This is a genomic window from Thalassolituus sp. LLYu03 (genome assembly GCF_050507655.1).
In the GTDB taxonomy this organism is placed as follows: Bacteria; Pseudomonadota; Gammaproteobacteria; order Pseudomonadales; family Oceanobacteraceae; genus Venatoribacter.
This window is the reverse complement of the sequence record NZ_CP191496.1, coordinates 3,589,315-3,608,287: the sequence shown is the minus strand read 5'-3', so window position 1 is coordinate 3,608,287 and position 18,973 is coordinate 3,589,315. Positions and strand designations below refer to the sequence as shown.

The 18,973-nt window shown below is 60.8% G+C and carries 17 protein-coding genes; 13 read left to right on the top strand and 4 right to left on the bottom strand.

Annotation, left to right across the window (positions count from 1 at the left end; all coding sequences use genetic code 11):
• Positions 1-4: 4 nt before the first annotated feature.
• Together hemF and aroE are read left to right on the top strand one after the other, a co-directional pair.
• Positions 5-970 (top strand): oxygen-dependent coproporphyrinogen oxidase, encoded by a 966-nt coding sequence (hemF, locus tag ACQUQU_RS16080; RefSeq protein ID WP_430460721.1) that lies wholly within the window; start codon positions 5-7, stop codon positions 968-970.
• A 7-nt stretch (positions 971-977) separates the two neighbouring features.
• Positions 978-1,805 carry a shikimate dehydrogenase gene (aroE, locus tag ACQUQU_RS16075; RefSeq protein ID WP_430460720.1) on the top strand — a complete coding sequence of 276 codons (828 nt, stop codon included), beginning with the start codon at positions 978-980 and terminating at the stop codon, positions 1,803-1,805.
• A gap of 72 nt (positions 1,806-1,877) precedes the next feature.
• On the opposite strand, the gene ACQUQU_RS16070 is transcribed toward aroE, so the two are convergent.
• Positions 1,878-3,413 (bottom strand): FAD-dependent monooxygenase, encoded by a 1,536-nt coding sequence (locus ACQUQU_RS16070; RefSeq protein ID WP_430460719.1) that lies wholly within the window; start codon positions 3,411-3,413, stop codon positions 1,878-1,880.
• Between the two features lie 396 nt (positions 3,414-3,809).
• On the opposite strand from ACQUQU_RS16070, the gene ACQUQU_RS16065 reads away from it, so the two are divergent.
• Complete coding sequence (locus tag ACQUQU_RS16065) at positions 3,810-5,525, top strand: peptidase inhibitor family I36 protein (protein WP_430460718.1); 1,716 nt, start codon at positions 3,810-3,812, stop codon at positions 5,523-5,525.
• A 126-nt stretch (positions 5,526-5,651) separates the two neighbouring features.
• Here ACQUQU_RS16065 and ACQUQU_RS16060 read toward each other — a convergent pair whose 3' ends face one another.
• Together ACQUQU_RS16060 and dsbD are read right to left on the bottom strand one after the other, a co-directional pair.
• Positions 5,652-7,373, bottom strand: a complete 1,722-nt coding sequence (locus ACQUQU_RS16060; protein WP_430460717.1) for a choice-of-anchor I family protein — start codon at positions 7,371-7,373, stop codon at positions 5,652-5,654.
• 173 nt (positions 7,374-7,546) lie between these two features.
• Entirely contained in the window at positions 7,547-9,268 is a 1,722-nt protein-coding gene (gene dsbD / locus ACQUQU_RS16055; RefSeq protein WP_430460716.1) for a protein-disulfide reductase DsbD, read from the bottom strand.
• A 143-nt stretch (positions 9,269-9,411) separates the two neighbouring features.
• Between dsbD and ACQUQU_RS16050 the strand changes: the two genes are divergently transcribed.
• The 9 genes from ACQUQU_RS16050 (at position 9,412) to ACQUQU_RS16010 (ending at position 16,616) form a co-directional block, all read left to right on the top strand.
• Positions 9,412-9,849: a TlpA family protein disulfide reductase gene (locus tag ACQUQU_RS16050; protein WP_430460715.1), complete on the top strand. Its 438-nt coding sequence runs from the start codon at positions 9,412-9,414 to the stop codon at positions 9,847-9,849.
• The gene (locus ACQUQU_RS16045) at positions 9,849-10,061 is read left to right on the top strand and encodes a DUF4266 domain-containing protein (RefSeq protein ID WP_430460714.1); all 213 of its coding nucleotides are present in this window, start codon (positions 9,849-9,851) and stop codon (positions 10,059-10,061) included. Before ACQUQU_RS16050 ends, ACQUQU_RS16045 begins: the two co-directional genes overlap by 1 nt.
• Complete coding sequence (locus ACQUQU_RS16040; RefSeq protein ID WP_430460713.1) at positions 10,052-11,452, top strand: DUF3570 domain-containing protein; 1,401 nt, start codon at positions 10,052-10,054, stop codon at positions 11,450-11,452. The genes ACQUQU_RS16045 and ACQUQU_RS16040 overlap by 10 nt, the downstream gene beginning before the upstream one ends.
• A 22-nt stretch (positions 11,453-11,474) precedes the next feature.
• Positions 11,475-12,359 carry an FAD:protein FMN transferase gene (locus ACQUQU_RS16035; protein WP_430460712.1) on the top strand — a complete coding sequence of 295 codons (885 nt, stop codon included), beginning with the start codon at positions 11,475-11,477 and terminating at the stop codon, positions 12,357-12,359.
• A complete protein-coding gene (locus ACQUQU_RS16030) occupies positions 12,359-13,030 on the top strand; it encodes a response regulator (RefSeq protein ID WP_430460711.1) in 672 nt (223 codons plus the stop codon). Before ACQUQU_RS16035 ends, ACQUQU_RS16030 begins: the two co-directional genes overlap by 1 nt.
• Complete coding sequence (locus tag ACQUQU_RS16025) at positions 13,027-14,427, top strand: ATP-binding protein (protein WP_430460710.1); 1,401 nt, start codon at positions 13,027-13,029, stop codon at positions 14,425-14,427. The genes ACQUQU_RS16030 and ACQUQU_RS16025 overlap by 4 nt, the downstream gene beginning before the upstream one ends.
• 177 nt (positions 14,428-14,604) lie before the next feature.
• Positions 14,605-15,069: a hypothetical protein gene (locus ACQUQU_RS16020; RefSeq protein ID WP_430460709.1), complete on the top strand. Its 465-nt coding sequence runs from the start codon at positions 14,605-14,607 to the stop codon at positions 15,067-15,069.
• A 9-nt stretch (positions 15,070-15,078) separates the two neighbouring features.
• The gene (locus ACQUQU_RS16015) at positions 15,079-16,134 is read left to right on the top strand and encodes a hypothetical protein (protein WP_430460708.1); all 1,056 of its coding nucleotides are present in this window, start codon (positions 15,079-15,081) and stop codon (positions 16,132-16,134) included.
• 2 nt (positions 16,135-16,136) lie between these two features.
• On the top strand, positions 16,137-16,616 hold the full coding sequence (locus tag ACQUQU_RS16010) for a hypothetical protein (RefSeq protein ID WP_430460707.1): 480 nt from the start codon (positions 16,137-16,139) through the stop codon (positions 16,614-16,616).
• Positions 16,617-16,727: 111 nt separating this feature from the next.
• On the opposite strand, the gene ACQUQU_RS16005 is transcribed toward ACQUQU_RS16010, so the two are convergent.
• Positions 16,728-17,447 (bottom strand): YebC/PmpR family DNA-binding transcriptional regulator, encoded by a 720-nt coding sequence (locus ACQUQU_RS16005; protein ID WP_430460706.1) that lies wholly within the window; start codon positions 17,445-17,447, stop codon positions 16,728-16,730.
• A 222-nt stretch (positions 17,448-17,669) separates the two neighbouring features.
• Between ACQUQU_RS16005 and ACQUQU_RS16000 the strand changes: the two genes are divergently transcribed.
• Positions 17,670-18,917, top strand: a complete 1,248-nt coding sequence (locus ACQUQU_RS16000) for an OmpP1/FadL family transporter (protein ID WP_430460705.1) — start codon at positions 17,670-17,672, stop codon at positions 18,915-18,917.
• Positions 18,918-18,973: the final 56 nt, after the last annotated feature.

Sequence of the window (18,973 nt, the reverse complement as noted above, 5' to 3'; positions counted from 1 at the left end):
TGAAATGAGTCAGGTGACGACTCCGGCCAACGGCGTGTGCGACGTTGAAGCCGTTAAAGCGTTTCTGCTGGATCTGCAGGACCGTATTTGCAGCGCGCTGGAAGCGCAGGATGGCAAGGCCCGTTTTGAGGAAGACTCGTGGGAGCGCGACGGTGAGGAAGGCGCACTGGCGCTGACCGGCGGCGGTCGTACCCGGGTCATCGCCAACGGCGCTGTGATTGAAAAAGGCGGGGTGAATTTTTCCCATGTGAAAGGCGCCCGTCTGCCGGCTTCAGCCACGGCTTCCCGTCCGGAGCTGGCCGGTCGCAGTTTTCAGGCGCTGGGTGTGTCGCTGGTGATTCACCCGCACAACCCGTACGTGCCCACCTCGCACGCCAACGTGCGCCTGTTTGTCGCCGAAAAAGAAGGCGAAGAGCCGGTGTGGTGGATGGGCGGCGGTTTCGATCTGACCCCTTACTATGGCTTTGAAGAAGACGTGGTGCACTGGCATCAGACCGCCAAAGACCTGTGTGTCCCCTTTGGCGACGAGGTTTTTGCCAAATACAAAAAATGGTGTGACGAGTATTTCTTCCTCAAGCACCGTAATGAATCGCGCGGCGTCGGTGGTCTGTTTTTCGACGACCTTAACCGCTGGGATGGCGAACTGAATTTCGCCAGAACCTTTGCCTTTATGCAGGCCGTGGGCAACGGCTATATCGATGCCTATGTGCCCATTGTGGCGAAGCGCAAAGACACGCCGTACGGCGAGCGCGAACGTAAGTTCCAGTGCTACCGCCGTGGACGCTATGTGGAATTCAATCTGGTGTTCGACCGCGGCACGATTTTCGGTCTGCAGACCGGCGGCCGTACCGAGTCGATTCTGATGTCACTGCCCCCTGTGGTGCACTGGGATTACGACTGGCAACCAGAAGCCGGCTCCGCCGAAGCGAAACTCTATACCGATTTCCTGCCCCACAAAGAGTGGGTGTGAGGCTTTTATGACCGATCTCTACAGCGTGATGGGTAACCCCATCGGTCATTCCAAATCGCCGCAGATTCACAACGCGTTTGCCGCGCAGACGCGTCAGGACCTGCTGTACACCGCCCAGCTGGTGGAAAAAGACGGCTTCCGTGAAGCCGCGGATAAATTCTTCCGCCACGGCGGCGCGGGCCTGAACATTACAGTGCCGTTCAAAGAAGACGCCTGGCGCTACGCCACCGAATTCAGCGAACGCGCCAAACGCGCGCAGGCGGTGAACACCCTCAAGCGCCTCGACGACGGCACTATTTATGCCGACAACACCGACGGCGTCGGTCTGGTGCGTGATCTCACCGTCAACCACCGCATTGAGCTGGCCGGTAAGCGCATTCTGCTGCTCGGTGCCGGCGGTGCCGTACGTGGTGTGCTGCAACCTCTGCTGGAGCAGAAGCCGTCTGAGCTGGTGATTGCCAACCGCACCGTCAGCAAAGCCGAAGCGCTGGCCGCCGACTTCGCTGACCTGGGCAAGGTCAGTGCCAGCACCTTCGAAGCGCTGAGCGGCACCTTTGATGTGGTGATCAACGGCACCTCGGCCAGTCTGGGTGGCGATGTGCCGCCGGTACCGGGCGAGGTGCTGAACGCCAGCACAGTGTGCTACGACATGATGTACGGCAGCGGTCTGACGGTGTTCAACCAGTGGGCGCACAATCAGGGCGTACAGACCACCATCGACGGATTGGGCATGCTGGTTGAACAGGCGGCGGAAGCCTTTACCCTGTGGCGCGCGGTGCGGCCGGAAACCGGTAACGTGATGCGCGTGTTGCGCAGCGAACGGCGCGCCCGCTGACCTTGTAGCATGACCATAAAAAAGCGGCCTCAGGGCCGCTTTTTTATTGGGCTGAGCGTGGATCTGACGGGCTCAGTTCAGCGCCAGAATCTGGCGGATCACCTGCACCAGCGTAGTGGCTGAGGCGGTTCCGCTCTCACAGCGCCAACCGGTGATGCCGTCCGGGCGCACCAGTGCCGCGCCCTGGGCCGACAGGCCGAAGGCGTTCTGCAGTTCGTGATCGGACTGCAGACAATTCAGGCTCACGTTCTGGGTCAGGTTCAGCTGCCGGGCAGCGTCGGCGGCCGCGGCGAGCCAGCCGCTGTCGGCGCTGACCAGCGTGAAGTAGCGGGTGAACACATCCAGCGTCGATTGCCCTTCGCTCAGCCACTGATGCGGTGCGCGCACGCCCGGTTGTCCGGCCCACTCCGCCGGATGGGCCGCGGCCGGCAGACCGGCGCCGACACCAATCACCGCCGCAGAGCGGTGCAGCTGACCCAGTTCCATGGCGGTGTCGCCGAGCAGCAGACTGGTGCTGCGCTGCTCCGGTTTCAGCCATTTGGCGTAGTCCGGACGGGCGAAGGTCTGCTGGTGGCGTAACAGTCCGATTGGCTGGCGTTCGGCCTCGTAGGTGGTCAGAAGGTCTGCACCGGCCTTGCCCGACAGCACATATGAAAGCTTCCACGCCAGATTGTAGGCATCATCGATACCGGTATTGGCGCCGAAGCCTCCCCGGGTTGGCGGCAGCTGATGGGCGGCGTCACCGGCCAGAAATACGCGGCCTTTCTGATACTGAGTGGCAATGCGACCGGCAATTTCCCATTCGCCGCGCGACAGGATGCTGAACGCCATATCGGCCCCCAGCGCCCGGCGGATTGCCGCCTGTAATTCGTCATCGTTGCGTTCGGTATCGTCGGTGAACATCAGCACCCAGCGGCCATCCTGATAGGTGGTCAGGAAGGCGCGGAAGTCGTCCTGTTCGATCTCGAACTGATGCACGCCACGTTCGAGAAACGCGTCCGCAGCCTGACACTCAAACAGCACGCTGCGCACGGTCTGCAGATAACCCACGCCGGTACGCTGAATACCCAGCTGTTCGCGCACCGGGCTGGCCGCGCCGTCGGCGGCGATCAGATACTGGCCGCGCAGCGGATAGTCGCTGCCGTCGGCCAGATTGCGCACGCTCAGGGTCACGCCCTGTTCGTCCTGCGTAAACGCCGTCATTTGGCAGCCGGTGCGGATATCGGCGCCCAGCTCGCGCGCCCGGTTGCGCAGTATCGGCTCCAGTTTGTCCTGCGCGATGGCGGCGCCATTGCAGGGCGAGGGGGCGCTGTCGTCGGTTTTGGCGCCGGGGGTCCACTGCGATTCTTCAAACCAGTCGCCCGCCAGACTGTGGGCCTTAACGCGGCGCAAGCGGGTGCCGGCCGGCGCCTGCGGAATCTGCTCACCCAGACCCATAAGGCGGAAATATTCGAGACTGCGTTCGGTAAAGCCCATGGCGCGCGGATGCCGCGAGCTGGCCGGGTGCTTTTCGATCAGTACGTGCGGGACGCCGTGATACGCGAGAAACAGGGATGCTGACAATCCAACCAGACTGCCGCCAAGGATAATGACCTGAGTGTGTTTCATGAATAATGACTCCGGAAGGTAGAAACCACCGGACGTACGGGTTCAGGCGTTAGCGGGGATACAAATCCGGCGCACAGGATAACGACCAGAACGGCAAATACGTCCGTTACTGAGTCGTGGTCCGCGGCCGCAGGGGCTGGAAAGAGACTGCCAGAGAGACAGTTGACCGGGGCTCACCACACCGGTCCACCTTTTTCGACGTCGCAACTTTAGGTCGGAAAATAATCAGAAGCAATGCCTGTTTCGTAACCTGATGGATACGGACTGTTCCGGCTTTGTTATCAGAGGTTCCGGAATAAAGCAGAACCATCGTCCCATATTGTCGTACCTGTCCGCAGAGGCCAGTCGTATCATCGGCGCGTCCGATAACAATAAAACTGCATTCTCCGAGGTCCTATGAAACCGTCATCCTTACGCACACTGACGGCAGCTCTGCTGTTGTCCGGTGCTGCTGTCGCCGCTCAGGCGGAAGACAAAGTCTGTCTTTATGAACACGCCGAATATCAGGGCGCCGAGTGGTGCTACGGCCCCGGCGACAACAGCTGGATCGGCTCTGCCCGCAACGACAAGGTGTCGTCGATCAAGCTCTACGGCAACAGCTACATCGAGATTTTTGAGCACAGTAACTTCGGCGGTAAACACGCGCGGGTGATGGCCAATACCTACAAAATGGACGACCTGAACGACGGCATCAGCTCGTTCAAAGTGCGTAATCGCAGCCAGAGTGACTTTGCCTGTCTGTTCCAGCATCCCGGTTTCCGCGGCACGCCACACTGCCTGCAGGCCGGCGAAGGCGAGCCGGATCTGAACAACGTACTGCTTGGCCGCAACAAAGCCTCGTCGCTGCTGGTGGCAGGCAAGGCCAACGTCGAGGTGTTCAGTTACCCCGACTACAACTACGGCAAAGACAACCGTGTGCTGACCCGCAGTACGTCCAATCTGGAAGAGCGCCCGGCCGGTTGGGTGGAAGATAACATCGACTCCTTCCGGGTAACGTCGCGCGCGCCGACCGCTCAGGAAGCCGCCATCGATATCACCGAGGCCGCCGGCTACCGCACGCCAATCCGCGAAACCAACGCTCTGGCCTCGCACAACGCCTTCAACAGCACCGCCTATTTCAGCGGTCAGCTGATTCCGGGGCCGAACCACCGCCGCGCACTCATAGAGCAGCTGCAGCTGGGCGTGCGTTTCTTCGAGCTCGATGTCAGCAAGGGCAGCAGCTACACCAAGGTCTGCCACTCGGTTGATTGCGGCACCACCTACGCCACCACGCTGCGCCGCATGCTGGGCGAAGTGGACAGCTGGCTGAAAGGCGCCGACGCCAACGACGTGGTGTTCTTCTTCCTGCAGGACGACATTAACGGTGACAGCGCGGGCTACCAGCAACTGCAGAACGACGTCGCCTGGCTGGGCGATATCGTCTACACCGCTGGCAGCTGTCAGGCCATTCCTTACGACCTGACCTTCGAACAGATCCGCGCCCAGGGTAAGCGCGTCTTTATCTATAAAGACGATGGCAGCACGGGCTGTGACATCGCCCCGTCGGTGGCGGTCAACTTCGAGCAGAACAAAGGCGTCAGTGGCCTGAACGTGTACGAAAACCACTTTAACGCCAGCCGCTATGTGCGCTCGCAGGAGTGCATCAACTACTTCTGCAACGACAACATCAGCGCGGGCGATGCGCTGATCGGTCTGCAGAACGGCATCAACGCCTTTGGTCTGGATATGATCGAGGAAGGTGATATGGACAGCAGCGGCGACCGCCTCAACAACCAGTTGTGGGCGGTGGGTCCGGAAGGTGCGGCCTCGGCCTACAACAGCGGCAACGTGGCGCGTTTCCTCGCCAGCGGTAACCGCTTTATGCGCGTCAGCAACGACGACAGCCTGAACTACGCCTGCCGCGCCGCGTCCGGCCAGTGGGCCGTCACGCAGGCCATGGGTGCGGCTGCTGCCGGTGCGGCGGCCTGCGCCGCGGAATTCCCGGGTTATGCCTACGCCACCCCGGCCAGTGCCTATGAAGCGCGCCTGCTGCGCGACGCCATCACCTCAGGCAGTGATGTGCACGTCAACTTCGCCGTTCAGTCCGGCCAGTGGCTGCCGGATCTCTGGTAAACATCAGGGCTGGTTCCGACCATAAAAAAACCGCGCCTTGGCGCGGTTTTTCTTTTTGCGGCTTCCGCCATGTTCGCTTGCGGAAGGGCCAGGCGGCCGTCCTGAAACTGGCCGTCGTCGTACCGCTTACTGCGCGGTGGCGAAGTTCAGCTGGTAGACACTCGTGGTGCCACTCACTTCGTTGCCGACAGCAATGAAGTGTTTGCCGTTGATGCTGAAGTAGTCGATGGACTCAGGACCCAGATCACCGGCGTCGGTGTTGTAGGTGTCGTTGTCGCACTCGCCGTCATCGTTCACTTCGGTGCACACCGGCTGGGTGAAGTCGCGGTTGTTCACGTAGGTCTGGAACACAGGGGCGGTCGGGTCGGTTACTTCGTACACCATCACACCGCTCTGACGCTCAAGGCCAACGAAGGCGAAGGTGCGGGAACCGATCGTAGCGGCTTCCATGGCTTCTGGTTCAGTGCCTTTGTCGTCGGAACGGCTGTCGGCGGAATCGTTGCTTTCGTGGTCGGAGTTCAGGTGCTCAGGGTCGGCCGCGTAGACGCGCTGGGCGATGTCGTCACCACTGTCGTACACCAGCTCAGCAGCGCTGTTCCAGATCGAGAACGAACGGGCACCGAAGGCGTACAGGGTGTCGCCGGCGGCGATGGTTTCGCGGTCATCGACGAACTTCAGACGCTTGAGTTCGTTATTGCTGCTCAGGGCGGCTTTCAGCGGGTGCTCAGCGGCGACTTTGGCGGTCAGATCGCCACCGCGGGCTTCGTCGAGGTAATCGCCGTATTCGCGACCGTCACCTTCGTTGGCGGACAGAATGTAGGTTTCGCCGTTCACTTCGAAGTTGGCCAGCGTATCCGGCATGTACAGACCGGCCAGCTGTTCGTAGCTGGCGAACTGACCAGTGCCTGCGTCTTTGTTGGAGGCATCCAGTTGGTTGCCAGACGCTTGGTTCCAGGATTTTTCGCCCAGCGCTTTGATGGCAGTGACGGTGCCTTCGGCCACGTTGATGATGGCCATGGCGTTGTTTTCCTGCAGCGCCACCCAGGCGGTGCTGCTGTCGCTGCTGACGGTCAGGTATTCAGGTTCCAGATCCTGCGCAACGGTCGTGCCTTCCGGACCTGTGATGCGCACGGCGGCTGGCAGTTCTGCCGCACGGCTGCCGCCGGTGTTGAAGTCGGTGAAGCCAATCTGTTTCACCACAGCTTTATCCGCGGCAAAGCCTTCGCTGATATCAACGATGGTTACAGAACCCTGTGGGTCGACGCTGTAATCGCTGCTTGGCTCGCCTTCGTTGGCGCTCAGAATGTAGTGGCCGTCGGCGGACAGGGTCACCATGTCCGGCAGGGCACCGGCGGTGTAGGTGCCGATCAGGGCCAGGGTGTCGGAACGGTACAGGGCAATCAGACCCGCGTTTTGTTTGGTTTCGGCTTCAATGGCAACCGCTACCAGACCTTTCTTGGCGGATACGCTGTTGGCGGAACCAATGCTGATGCCGGCCGCGCTGGCGGCAGAAGCCAGATCAATGGTGCCGGTTTTGGCTGGTGCGGCGCTGTCGGACACGCTCAGCACGTCGACGCTGGCGTCTTTGGCGTTAATCACGTACAGCTTGCCGGAACAGGTGTCGTAGCTGACGATTTCCGCCGAGCTGGTGGCGAAGTCGTTACCGGAAACGTAGGTGCCCACAAGCGACAGACCGAGGGTGCCGGTTGGCGTTTCGTGGCTGGCGGTATCGGCCACACACTCAATACCCAGCGCTTCAATCGCGGTTTTGCTGTCTTTGTTGTCGTCACCACCACAGGCAGTGAGCAGGGCGGCGCTGATCGCCAGGGCCAGTGCTTTTGCGTTCATCCGGAACTCCGTCATACGTTATTCGTAAAGCGGCCAGAGTGCGGATGGATTATGACATTTCGGTTACTGATCAATGACTTGGACATGACAAGGCGCCGGAAAATCCGGCGCCTTCCGTCATACGGCAGGCGCCTGCAGTCGGGGGCATGCGCCTTTGGCTTACTGAGCGGGCGCTATTGCGCCAGCCACTGCGTCAGTTCGTCTTCGGTCGGCAGGCCCTGCAGCGCCATGCCGTCGCGTTCACCGTGGCGGAAGCGCAGCAGCGCCGGTGGGCCAAAGATCTGCCAGCGGGCCAGCAGGTCGAGCTGTTCGCGGCGGCTGGCGCTGATGTCGAACTTCACCAGCTCATAACCTGCCAGCAGCGGCTGCAGGTGCGGTTCGTGCAGTAACTCATCCATTTCGCGGCAGCTGGTGCACCAGTCGGCGGCGATATCCACCAGCACAGGTTTTGCCGAGCTGGCAATCAGGGATTCCAGCTGCTCGACGGATTCCAGACGGCGCGCTTCGGCAACCGGCTCACGGGCGGTCACTTCCAGCGTACCGGAGCGCAGCGGGGTCAGCAGCGACCCGTTTCCCAGCGCGGCGCCGCTGATCCACAGCACACCGAGCAGCGCGGCGATGAGTGCCAGTGTGCGGGCAAAGCGTTCACGCGGTGTGTGCGGTGCTTCCAGCAAACCCAGATACACAGCGCAGCCCAGTGCCAGCATGCCGGCCAGCAGCAGGGTAACGGGCGCCGGAATAATCCGGCTCAGCAGCCCCAGCGCCACGGCCAGCAGACCCACACCAAAGGCGGATTTGATGATCAGCATCCAGTTGCCGGCTTTCGGCAGCAGACGGCCGCCGCTTAAACCAATCAGCAGCAGGGGTGCGCCCATGCCCATGCCAAGGGCAAACAGGGCGCCGCCGCCGGTCAGAATGTCACCCGTGCTGCTCAGGTAAATCAGGGCGCCGGCCAGCGGTGCGGACACGCACGGCGACACGACTAACGCCGCAAAGAAACCCATCAGGAAGGTACTGAGCAGACGGCCACCCTGCTGACGTGACTGCATGTCGTTCAGACGGTTGCGCAGGGCTGCCGGCAGTTGCAGCTCGAACAGACCAAACATCGGCAGCGCCAGCACAATAAACAGAATGGCGGCCAGCGAGATCACGATCGGGGTCTGGGTAAACGCCGCCAGATTCACCCGTGCGCCGAAGGCGGCGACCAGCATGCCGATCAGGGCGTACGAGCAGGCCATGCCGGCCACATAAGACAGTGCCAGGCCAAATCCTTTACCGGCTGACATCTGTGCGGCGTTCTGCCCTGCGATGATGCTCGACAGGATCGGGATCATGGGGAACACGCAGGGCGTCAGCGACAGGCCAATGCCCAACCCGAGAAAGCTGAGCAGCACCCACCACAGACTGTCACCCGCCAGATCAGCCCCCGGAGCGGTTGCGGCCGGCGGAGGCGGCGTTACTGCGGCCGCTTTCAGCGCCAGCGTTTGCGGCGGATAACACAGGCCATGCTCGGAGCAGCCCTGATAGCTCAGCAATAAGGGGCCGTCGGCGGCTGCCGTAATACGCAGATCCAGCTGCTGGTGAAACACCTGCACCTCGCCGAAGTTTTTATCCTGCTTGGTTTCCGGTTTCTGCAGGGCGCTCAGTGTAGCGGCCGCCGCGCCGTCGCCCAGCAGGGCAAGCCGTTGCTGGTACAGGTAGTAACCGGGGGCAATGGTGAAGTGCACGGCGATGCCGTCGGCGGTTGGACGGCTGTCGGCGCGGAAGGCTTCGGCCACCGGCAGAAACTCATCATCGCCATCGTCCAGTGCCGATAAGTCGGGCAGACCGGCGGCAAAGACCAGAGAAGTCCAGACAAGCAGAGTGCTCAGCAGCAGAACAGGGCGCAGGTTCATAGTGTGTCCGCAAGACGGCCGAATCAGTGCGTCACTTTGCCCTGCAGGCCTTAAGGCCACATTAACAAAGTACGGCGGTTTCTTAAGGTGGCCTTAAGGCTGGGGTGCCAGACTGAATACTTCATTCTGCGGGAGGCGATGGTATGCAGCGGGTTCTGATGATGCTGTTGGGGTTGATTCTGTCGTGGCCGGTTCTGGCCGCCGATATCGACTTTGATCAGCTGAAAGGCAAGGTCGTTTATGTCGACTTCTGGGCGTCCTGGTGCGGGCCGTGCCGCAGCTCATTTCCGTGGATGGCCGCCATGCAGCGCAAATACGCGGCTCAGGGGCTGGAGATCATCGCCGTGAATCTGGATCAGCAGCCGGAACTGGCGCAGCAGTTTGTTAATGAATTTAAGCCAGAATTCCGCCTTGAGTCAGACCCCGAAGGTCAGCTCGCCGGCCAGTTTGGCGTCGATACCATGCCGACCAGTTTTCTGATCGACCGCACGGGCAAGGCGCGGGCCAGACACAAAGGTTTCCATCCGGACAAAACATCGGACTACGAACGCGAAATCCGCGCTCTGCTGGGAGAACACTGATGCGCATGAAATGGCTGTTACTGGTGCTGGTCATGCCCGGACTGAGCGCCTGCACCACGGTGAAGCCGTGGGAGCGTGATCTGCTGGCCAAGCCGCAGATGGCACTGGATTCTGCGCCGCTGCAGAACGCGCTCGATGATCACATCTACTTCAGTAAAGAGGCCAGCTCCGGTGGCCGTGGCTTTGGTGGCGGAGGTTGCGGATGCAATTAAAAGACAAGCAGCTGGGTAAGCGGCTGGCGCTGGCAACCGGTGCCCTGCTCAGTGGCGCGCAGTCGCAGGCCGCCGATGGCGACTGGCTGGTCAGCTCGGCGATGTTGCTGTACAGCGAAAGCGACAGCCGCGTTCAGGCCGTTGAGCCTGTGCTGAATCTGATGCGTCAGTATGAGGACGAGAGCAGCTTCAACGTGCGTCTGGTGTTCGACGCCCTCACCGGAGCATCGCCGAACGGCGCCATGCCGGCCCGGGTAGCCCAGACCTTTACCTCGGCATCGGCTGCAGGACGCAATGTGTCGTCGGCGTCGGTGGCGGGGAAAACCATTACCTCGGCGTCGACACGGTCGGCGGCCAGCGAAGACGACGAAGAACGCGGTACCTACACCACCGCACCCGGCGATCTGCCGCTCGACCCCTCTTTCGAAGACAGTCGTGGCGTGGTGGCCCTCAGCTGGGTCCGTCCGCTGGCGGATCAGTACACCCTGAATCTGGGCGGTGCTTTGTCGGCCGAGGGCGACTTTACCTCGCTGAGCGTGAATGCGGCGCTGGCGCGGGACTTCAACAACAAGGCCACCACGGTATCGGCAGGCCTTAATCTGGAAGCCGACAGCATCAATCCGCATGGCGGCGTACCCGAGCCATTGAGCGCCTATGCCGCGCACGACACGCAGGGGACCAGTGACAGCAAGCAGGTGACGGACCTGATGCTGGGCGTGACTCAGGTGATGAACCGCCGCTGGCTGATGCAGTTCAATCTGGGCTTCAGTCAGTCATCCGGCTACCAGAACGACCCGTACAAGATTCTGACCGTCGCCAGCGACGGTGATCTGATGGCCGACCCGAACGACTTTTCCAGCTACCTGTACCTGTACGAAAGCCGCCCGTCCGACCGGCAGAAAACCAGCCTCTACTGGCAGAACAAAGTGGCGGTCGGCAGCGACGACGTGATGGATCTGGGCCTGCGCTACATGACCGACGACTGGGGCATAGAGTCGCAGACGGCGGATCTGTCGTATCACTGGCAGCTGTCGCCGGGTGTGTATCTGGAACCGCACTACCGCTATTACCAGCAGACGGCGGCGGACTTCTGGCGGCCGTTTGTGACCTCCACGGAATACCAGTCGCTGACTCACACCGGGCTGACGCCGGCCTTCGACTACGCGTCGTCCGATCCCCGTCTGGCGGCCTTCAGTGCCGATACCGTGGGCATCAAGCTGGGCTTTCCGTTGCAGCGGGATGAAGAATTCTCGGTGCGCGCTGAGATGTACCAGCAGCACGACAAAAACACACTGCGGACCGTCAGTGAGGGATCTGACCTGAGCGGTATGAAGCAATTCAGCCCCTTGTCTGCCAGCTGGATCCAGTTAGGCTACAGCTTCCGCTGGTGAGGATTCAGGCAAAGGACAGGGCATGGATTTCAGTCTGCAACTGACGCAATACGAGGATCTCTCCCGGATTCAGTTTCCGGCCATGGCCTGCCTGTGTGAGGTGCTGATCGACTCAGCCGATGCGTCGCTGGCGCTCCGGCTGGGCGAGCTGGCCCGCGACGAAGCCAGGCGCATTGAGCACAAATTCTCCCGTTACCGCGACGACAGTGTGGTCGCGGCCATCAACCATGCCGCCGGTGCCGCCATCACCGTGGATGACGAAACCGCCGGTCTGCTCGACTTTGCCGACGAGCTGTTTGCTTTGTCGGAAGGCCGTTTTGATATCACCTCCGGCATTCTGCGCCGGGTGTGGCGCTTCGATGGTTCCGACCGGCTGCCGGCCGCTGCCGGCATCGATGCATTGCTGCCGCTAATTGGCTGGCATAAGGTGCGCTGGCAGAAACCTGAACTGCAGATGGCGCCGGGCATGGAAATCGATCTGGGCGGAATCGGCAAAGAATACGCGGTGGATAAAGTGTTTGCTCTGCTGGCGGCGCAGTTTGCTGGCGCGTTGCTGGTGAACTTTGGTGGCGATCTGCGTGCCCGCGGCCCGCGCAGCGATGGCAGTGCCTGGCAGGTGGGCGTCGAAAAAGTAAGTGCCGGGCAGCCCGAGCTGCTGAGCCTGACCACGGGCGCCATTGCCACCAGTGGCGACAGTCAGCGCTATTTGCTGCGCGACGGGGTGCGCTACAGCCACATTCTCGACCCCCGCACTGGCTGGCCGGTGCAGCAGGCGCCGCATGCCGTGACCGTGATGGCAGCCAGCTGCGTGCAGGCCGGCGTGTTCAGTACGCTGGCGTTAATGATGGGCAGTGACGCTGAAGCGTTCATGCAGGATCAAGATGTGCCGTTCTGGAGTATGCGCTGATGCGGGTGTTGCTGGTGGAAGACGACCGGATGCTGGGCCGCAGTCTGCAACAGGCGCTGCAGGCGCAGAACTACGTGGTCGACTGGGTCGAAACCGGGCTCAGTGCGCTGGCGGCGCTGCAGGCAGAACCCTTTGATCTGGCGGTGATGGATCTCGGCTTGCCAGGTCTCGACGGCATCCGCGTGATCGAAGAAGCGCGGGCGCAGAAACTGGCGCTGCCAATACTTATCCTGACCGCCCGCGACAGCGTGCAGGACCGGATCCGCGGGCTGGATGCCGGCGCCGACGATTACCTGCTCAAGCCCTTTGATCTGCACGAGTTGTTTGCCCGCCTGCGGGCGCTGGGGCGCCGCGCGCAGGCACCAGCGCCCGTCAACGAGCTGAGCCACGGCGGTATCCGGCTCGATACCCTGCACCATCAGGTCAGTTATCAGGGCGCCCCGGTTTCTTTGTCGCGGCGGGAGCTGTTGTTGCTGGAAGTCTTTCTGAACCGTCCCGGTCAGGTCTTCACCCGGCAGCAGCTGGAACAGTCGGTGTACGGCTGGGGCGAAGAGGTCGAAAGCAACGCGCTGGAAGTACACATTCACCATCTGCGCAAAAAATTCCACAACGATCTGATCCAGACCGTGCGCGGCGTCGGCTACCGGCTCAATCCGGAGCCCGCGCCATGAGACTGTCGATCCGCAATACGCTGTTGCTGCTGCTGTTTCTGGTGCTGCTGCTGGCCATTGGCATGAACAGCATCTTTGGCCATCTGGTGGCCCGCAGCGAAGTGAACGAGGTGTTCGACGCCGAACTGGCGGTGTCCGCCAAACTGATAAAAGGCCTGCTGAATCAGACCAACATCACCGCTGAGCTGCCAGCGATTGCGGCAGCGCTGAACGAAACCATCGCCAGCACCCAGACCGACCAGCCCGAGCTTACGGCTTACGAACGGACCCGGCTGATTCAGATCTGGCGGCGGGACGGCAGCGAGCTGCTGTTCCGCTCTCCGGGCGCGCCCGAATATGCGCTGGCCCCCATGCGTAAAGGCTTCTATCACCACGAAGGCAAGGGTGGTGAATGGATGGTGTACGTGACCGACCTGCCGGCCACCAACAGCTGGCTGATGGTCGGAGAATACCCGCAGGGGCGCACTGAGATCATCGACGAGCTGGGGCAGGTGTTTGGCGTTTCCGGGGTGATCGCTCTTATCCTCTGCACCCTGATGGCCCTGACCGCCATTGAATATGGCTTAGGCCCGCTGCGGGAACTGGGCGGCATGCTGCGCCGGCGCTCGCTGCGCAATCTGCAGGCGGTGCAGCTGGAGCGCATGCCGAAAGAGCTGGAGCCGGTGGTCGGTGGCCTGAATCAGATGTTCGTCCGCCTCAGTCAGGGGCTGGAACGCGAACGCCGCTTCGTCGCCGACGCTGCGCATGAACTGCGCACACCGCTGGCGGTGCTCAAACTGCAGACCCAGCATCTGCAACAGATGGCCGGACAGACGCTGAGCGACGAACTGCAGCAGCTGGAGCACAGTGCCGACCGTGCGACCCGCGTGGTTGAGCAGTTGCTGTTGCTGGCGCGGCTGGATGAAAACGAAACCGCCCCGGACTGCAGTCTGCAGGATCTGGCCGAACTGTGCCGGCTGACACTGGCCGCTATGCAATGGCGGGCAGACGAAGCCGGGTGTGTCTTAAGCTTCGACGCGCCGGCGCATCTGCCTGCGGTGTGTGTAAACAGCACCATGCTGGAAATCGCGCTGGTGAACCTGCTCGAAAATGCCTTCCGTTATGGCCCGGGCCAACCGGTGGCGGTGGCGGTGAGCCTGCGCGGCGAACGTCTGCAACTGACGGTGCGGGATCATGGCCCGGGGGTCGCCGAAGCCGAACTTGGCCGGCTGACGGAGCGTTTCTATCGTGCCGGTGTTACCAGCCACGGCGGTGCCGGACTTGGCCTGTCGATTGTCGGCCGGGTGATGGAGGTTCAGGGCGGTTATGTGCAGGTGCGCAACCACACCGATGGCGGGCTGGACGTGGCGCTGTGCTGGCCGGTGGATGCCCCCGGTAGACCGGCGCAACCGGACTGACATACGTCTTTTTTCGTTCTGCGCTGTGACAGCGGCGCAAATCCCTCCTAATTTATTAATACCAATTGCTCAAAAACCAACCGGCACCCGGCGGCCCCTGAGTCGCTTTGGTCACTGAGTGCCGATCAGTCTTGAGCCCGTGCCTTCACCACGGACTTACCTGGAGGAGCTTCTGATATGCGGTCTTTCGCCCTTGGGATAGCGGCACTTGCGCTGGCCGGCTGTGCCGACACCTACCCGGACATCAACAACAGCGGCACCGGCGTTCCCGACCCGGATGCGTCTACCAACGACACCTTCTTCAATGCCGACAATATGGTCGATGGCGACACCGGCACCCTGAGTGCTGGTGACGAGCAGGACTACTACCGTCTGCGTGGCAGTCAGTTCGAGCGTTATTACAACGGCACGCTGACCATCAGCCTGACCAATCTGAACGGCGACGCCGATCTGGAAGTGTTCGACCACAACCTGAATCTGCTCAGCTGGTCCCGCACCGCGGGCACCGACGACGAAGTGGTGACCCTCTGGTACGACGCGACGCGCAATACCAATCTGGATACTCAGGGGCTGCATTTCATTAAGGTCAGCTCGGCGTCCGGCACCACCCTGAATTACACCCTGCATTTCAGCTTTGAATAAGGAGTCATCATGATCAGATTCTCTCTGGCGCTGGTGGCTCTGTCGGCGGCCACTCAGGTTGTTGCAGACCCGTACGCCGATTATCACGACCTGTCGTACACCTCTTACATGCTGCGCCAGACCGCCTGGTCGCCGGATCAGTATGTGGGCGATCTGAAAGATCTGGTGGAATTCGGGGATGCGCTGGCGCATGTGGTGGAGTTCCGCTCACCGCGCAACAAGGCGCTCAGCTTCGATCTGGCGGCGGCGGTGCGCACCAATGCCGATGGCGATACCGAGCTTGAATCCTTCGTTGGTGCCATTGAGGCGGGTGGCGTGTTCTTCCGCCTCGAAAGCAGCTCGGCTGAGGGCTACATCAACCCCAAAGACCGCGATACCCAGTTCAATGGTCAGTACGTGATCGGCGAGCGCAAATTCGATGCTCAGTACACCCAGCTCAATATCGGTACGGAACTGGAAGGCAATATGGGCGCGCGCTGGGGGCTGGGCTACATCGAAGTGGTGCAGCCTGCGCAGATCAATATCTACACGGCGCGCTCCGATGGCGGCTACACCGACCAGCCCAGTTATCCGGATGCGCTGGTCGACCCGGAATACACCACGCGTCTGCTCGGCCTGTGGTTTGATGTCGACAACCTGCAGGCGGCCATGCACGACCAGTCGGGCTTTGCCCTGAGCCTGAGTCAGAGCGGCGGCTGGCGTTACGGTCCGGGTCTGACCATGGACATCACCTTCGGCCTGATGAGCGGTGAGAGCAGCGCCAACCTGGAGCAGGTGGTGCGCGACAACTACGGCCTGAATCTCAAATACGAAGAGCCGGTGGGTATCGGCTGGTCGGTCAGCTACAAGCTGGAATACATAGTCGCCTATCGTCTGCCCAGCAGTAACATTGGCGTCTCTCTGGGGGTAGAAGGGCGGGCCTTGCAGCAGTTCTTCACCAGCGAAGACCTGACCGGCGCCAGCAACAGCGTTGATTCCAATTACGAAGCCGTCGGCCAGTTTGGTATCGGCGACAACACGGTACTGCACTACGGTCCCTTTGTGCGCATGGCGTGGGAGATCTGATCATGATGAATCTGAAACACGCACTGCTGCCTGCCATGGCGCTGATGCTCGCCGGCTGTATTGGTGAAAACGCCTCGTTCGAGCAGGAGAAAGCCACTGCCACCGAGCCCGCGAACCACAGTGTGGCAGCGGCCAACGAATTCCTGCCGCCAGCGACCGAAAACGGCACGGCCAGCAGCGGTGTGCTGGGCGAACTGGTGGCTGGCGAAGACGACTATTACGTAGTGAACATCGATTATTTCGACACCGGCGCGCACACCTTTACCCTGACCAGCCTGACGGATGATCTGGATATGACGGTGACCGACTGGACCGGAGTGGAATACAGCTCGGAGGGCAGCGGTACCGGCGATGAAGTGGTGGTGGTGACCACCAGTGGACTGGGGTATTTCAGTGATGACAAACCGATTTACGTACACATCTACGGTAAGACGACCGCAGCGACCAGCAAGTTCCGGCTGCAGATGACCACGCTCGATTAACTGCGCAGTTCAGGGCCGCGCTTATTTAATGTGGCCCGGAAAATAAAAAAGCCGCTGGGAAATCCGCAGCGGCTTTTTTATGGCTGAAAAACGTGAATCAGACGCTGGGTCTTATTCAAACACACCGTTGTGGTAGATGTGGGCAACGTCTTCCAGATCGTTCAGCAGTTGCGCGAAGCGCTCGAACTGAGCGGCGTCGTCGCCACTGATCGGGTGCTCGGTCTGCGGCAGATAGGTGATTTCTTCGACTTCAAAATCGATCGCAGGGTTTTGTTCCTGCAGAGCGGTTTTGGCTTTGAAGTAATCGGTCGGCGGGCACAATACGGTGATCATGCCGTCTTCGCAGTCGATGTCTGATACGTCCACATCGGCTTCCATCAGGGCTTCCAGTACCGGCTCTTCGTCGTCACCGGCAAACACGAACATGGCGCGGTGGTCGAACATGTGCGACACCGAACCCTGGCTGCCCAGTTTGGCTTTGCACTTGGAGAACACGCCACGGATTTCGCCGAAGGTACGGTTGTTGTTGTCGGTCAGAGCGCCGATCAGCACCATGGCACCGCCAGGACCAATGCCTTCGTACAGGGCTGGCTGGAAGTCTTCACCGGCACCGCCTTTGGCTTTGTCGATGGCTTTTTCAATCACGTGGGTTGGCACCTGCTCTTTCTTGGCGCGGTCGATCATGCCACGCAGAGACAGGTTGGCCGATGGGTCTACGCCGCCGGCTTTGGCGCACATGTAAATCTCGCGGCCATAGCGGGAGTAGACTTTGGTTTTTGCAGCGGCCGTTTTGGCCATGGATTCTTTACGGTTCTGATACGCGCGGCCCATAGGAATTTCTTCTTCTGGCAGATGAATTTTAAAAAACGGCCAGATTGTACCCGCTCTGCCTGTGACTGTCTTGTACCCGCCCGGCCGCCGGCGGAACTCAGGCGATTGTCTGGTATCGTTATAACCTTATCGAAAAATATTAGTTATCAGTTATAACCTGAACCTCTAAACTGCGCGCCATTGTCAGCACCCCGGTTAACAGCCACAGAGCGGAGTTTGGTTATGTCTCAGGTTATTCGTCTTGCCAGTGTGATTGCGTTAAGCAGCGCGGCTATCGGCGCCCACGCCACCAACGGTTACTTCACCCACGCCACCAGTGTGCGCGCTCAGGGTATGGCCGGTGTAGCAAGGGCTATGGCACACGACAGTCTGACCGCAGCGGTTAACCCGGCGGCGATCGCCAATCTGAGCGCAGCTCAGCAGCTGGATGTAGGCGTTACCTACTTTAAGCCGGAGCGTTCTGCCGACATCAGCGGCAACGGTTTTGGTATTGATGGCCACTACGACGGCAACGACACCGAAGCTTTCTGGATGCCGGAGCTGGGCTATGCGCGCAAGCACTCGGATGCGCTGAGCTACGGCATTGCCCTGTACGGCAACGGCGGCATGAACACCGACTACGGCAACAACCCGTTCGCCAATTTTGGTGCTCAGGGCAGCGCCGGTGTGAATCTGGAGCAGATGTTCGTCACCGGTACTGTGGCTTACCGCATTAACGACCAGCACGCCGTTGGTTTGGGCGTTACCTGGGTGCGTCAGCAGTTTGAAGCCAAAGGCATTCAGCCGTTTGCCGGTATGTCACAGGATGGCAGCAAGGTATCCAATCAAGGCACAGACACCAGCACCGGCTGGGGCGTGAAACTGGGCTGGCAGGGTGTGGTCGCTGACGGCGTGACACTGGGTGCCGCCTGGTCTTCCGCCATCGACACCGAAGAATTCGACCGTTACTCCGGCCTGTTTGCCGAAGACGGCGGCTTTGATATTCCGGAAAACTATTCCGCTGGTGTGGCGTGGCAGGTGATTCCGGCCCTGACCCTGGCCGCCGACTGGCAATTCATCGACTATGGCAGCGTGCGCTCGATCGCCAACGAACTGAACGAAGGCGGCGCACTGGGCGCGGATAACGGTTCCGGTTTTGGTTGGGACAGTATCAACGTCTATAAAATCGGCGTTGAGTACGATGTACAGCCGGGCCTGACCCTGCGTGCCGGCTACAGCTACTGCGACCAGCCGGTTCTGGTTAATCAGACCTTTTTCAACATTCTGGCGCCGGGCGTGATTCAGAAACACGCGTCACTGGGCGCGACCTTCGCGGTGAACGACAACAACGCCGTATCCGTGGCTTACACCCACGGCTTTGAAGAAACGGTGCACGGCAGTGGTTCTATTCCAGCCAGCTTCGGCGGCGGCGAAGCCGATATCACCATGTTCCAGAACCAGCTGGCGCTGGGCTGGCAGGTGGCGTTCTGACAGGGATGTTGGTTGCTTGAAGCCTGAAGCATAAAACACGGGAGATACCGCAAGGT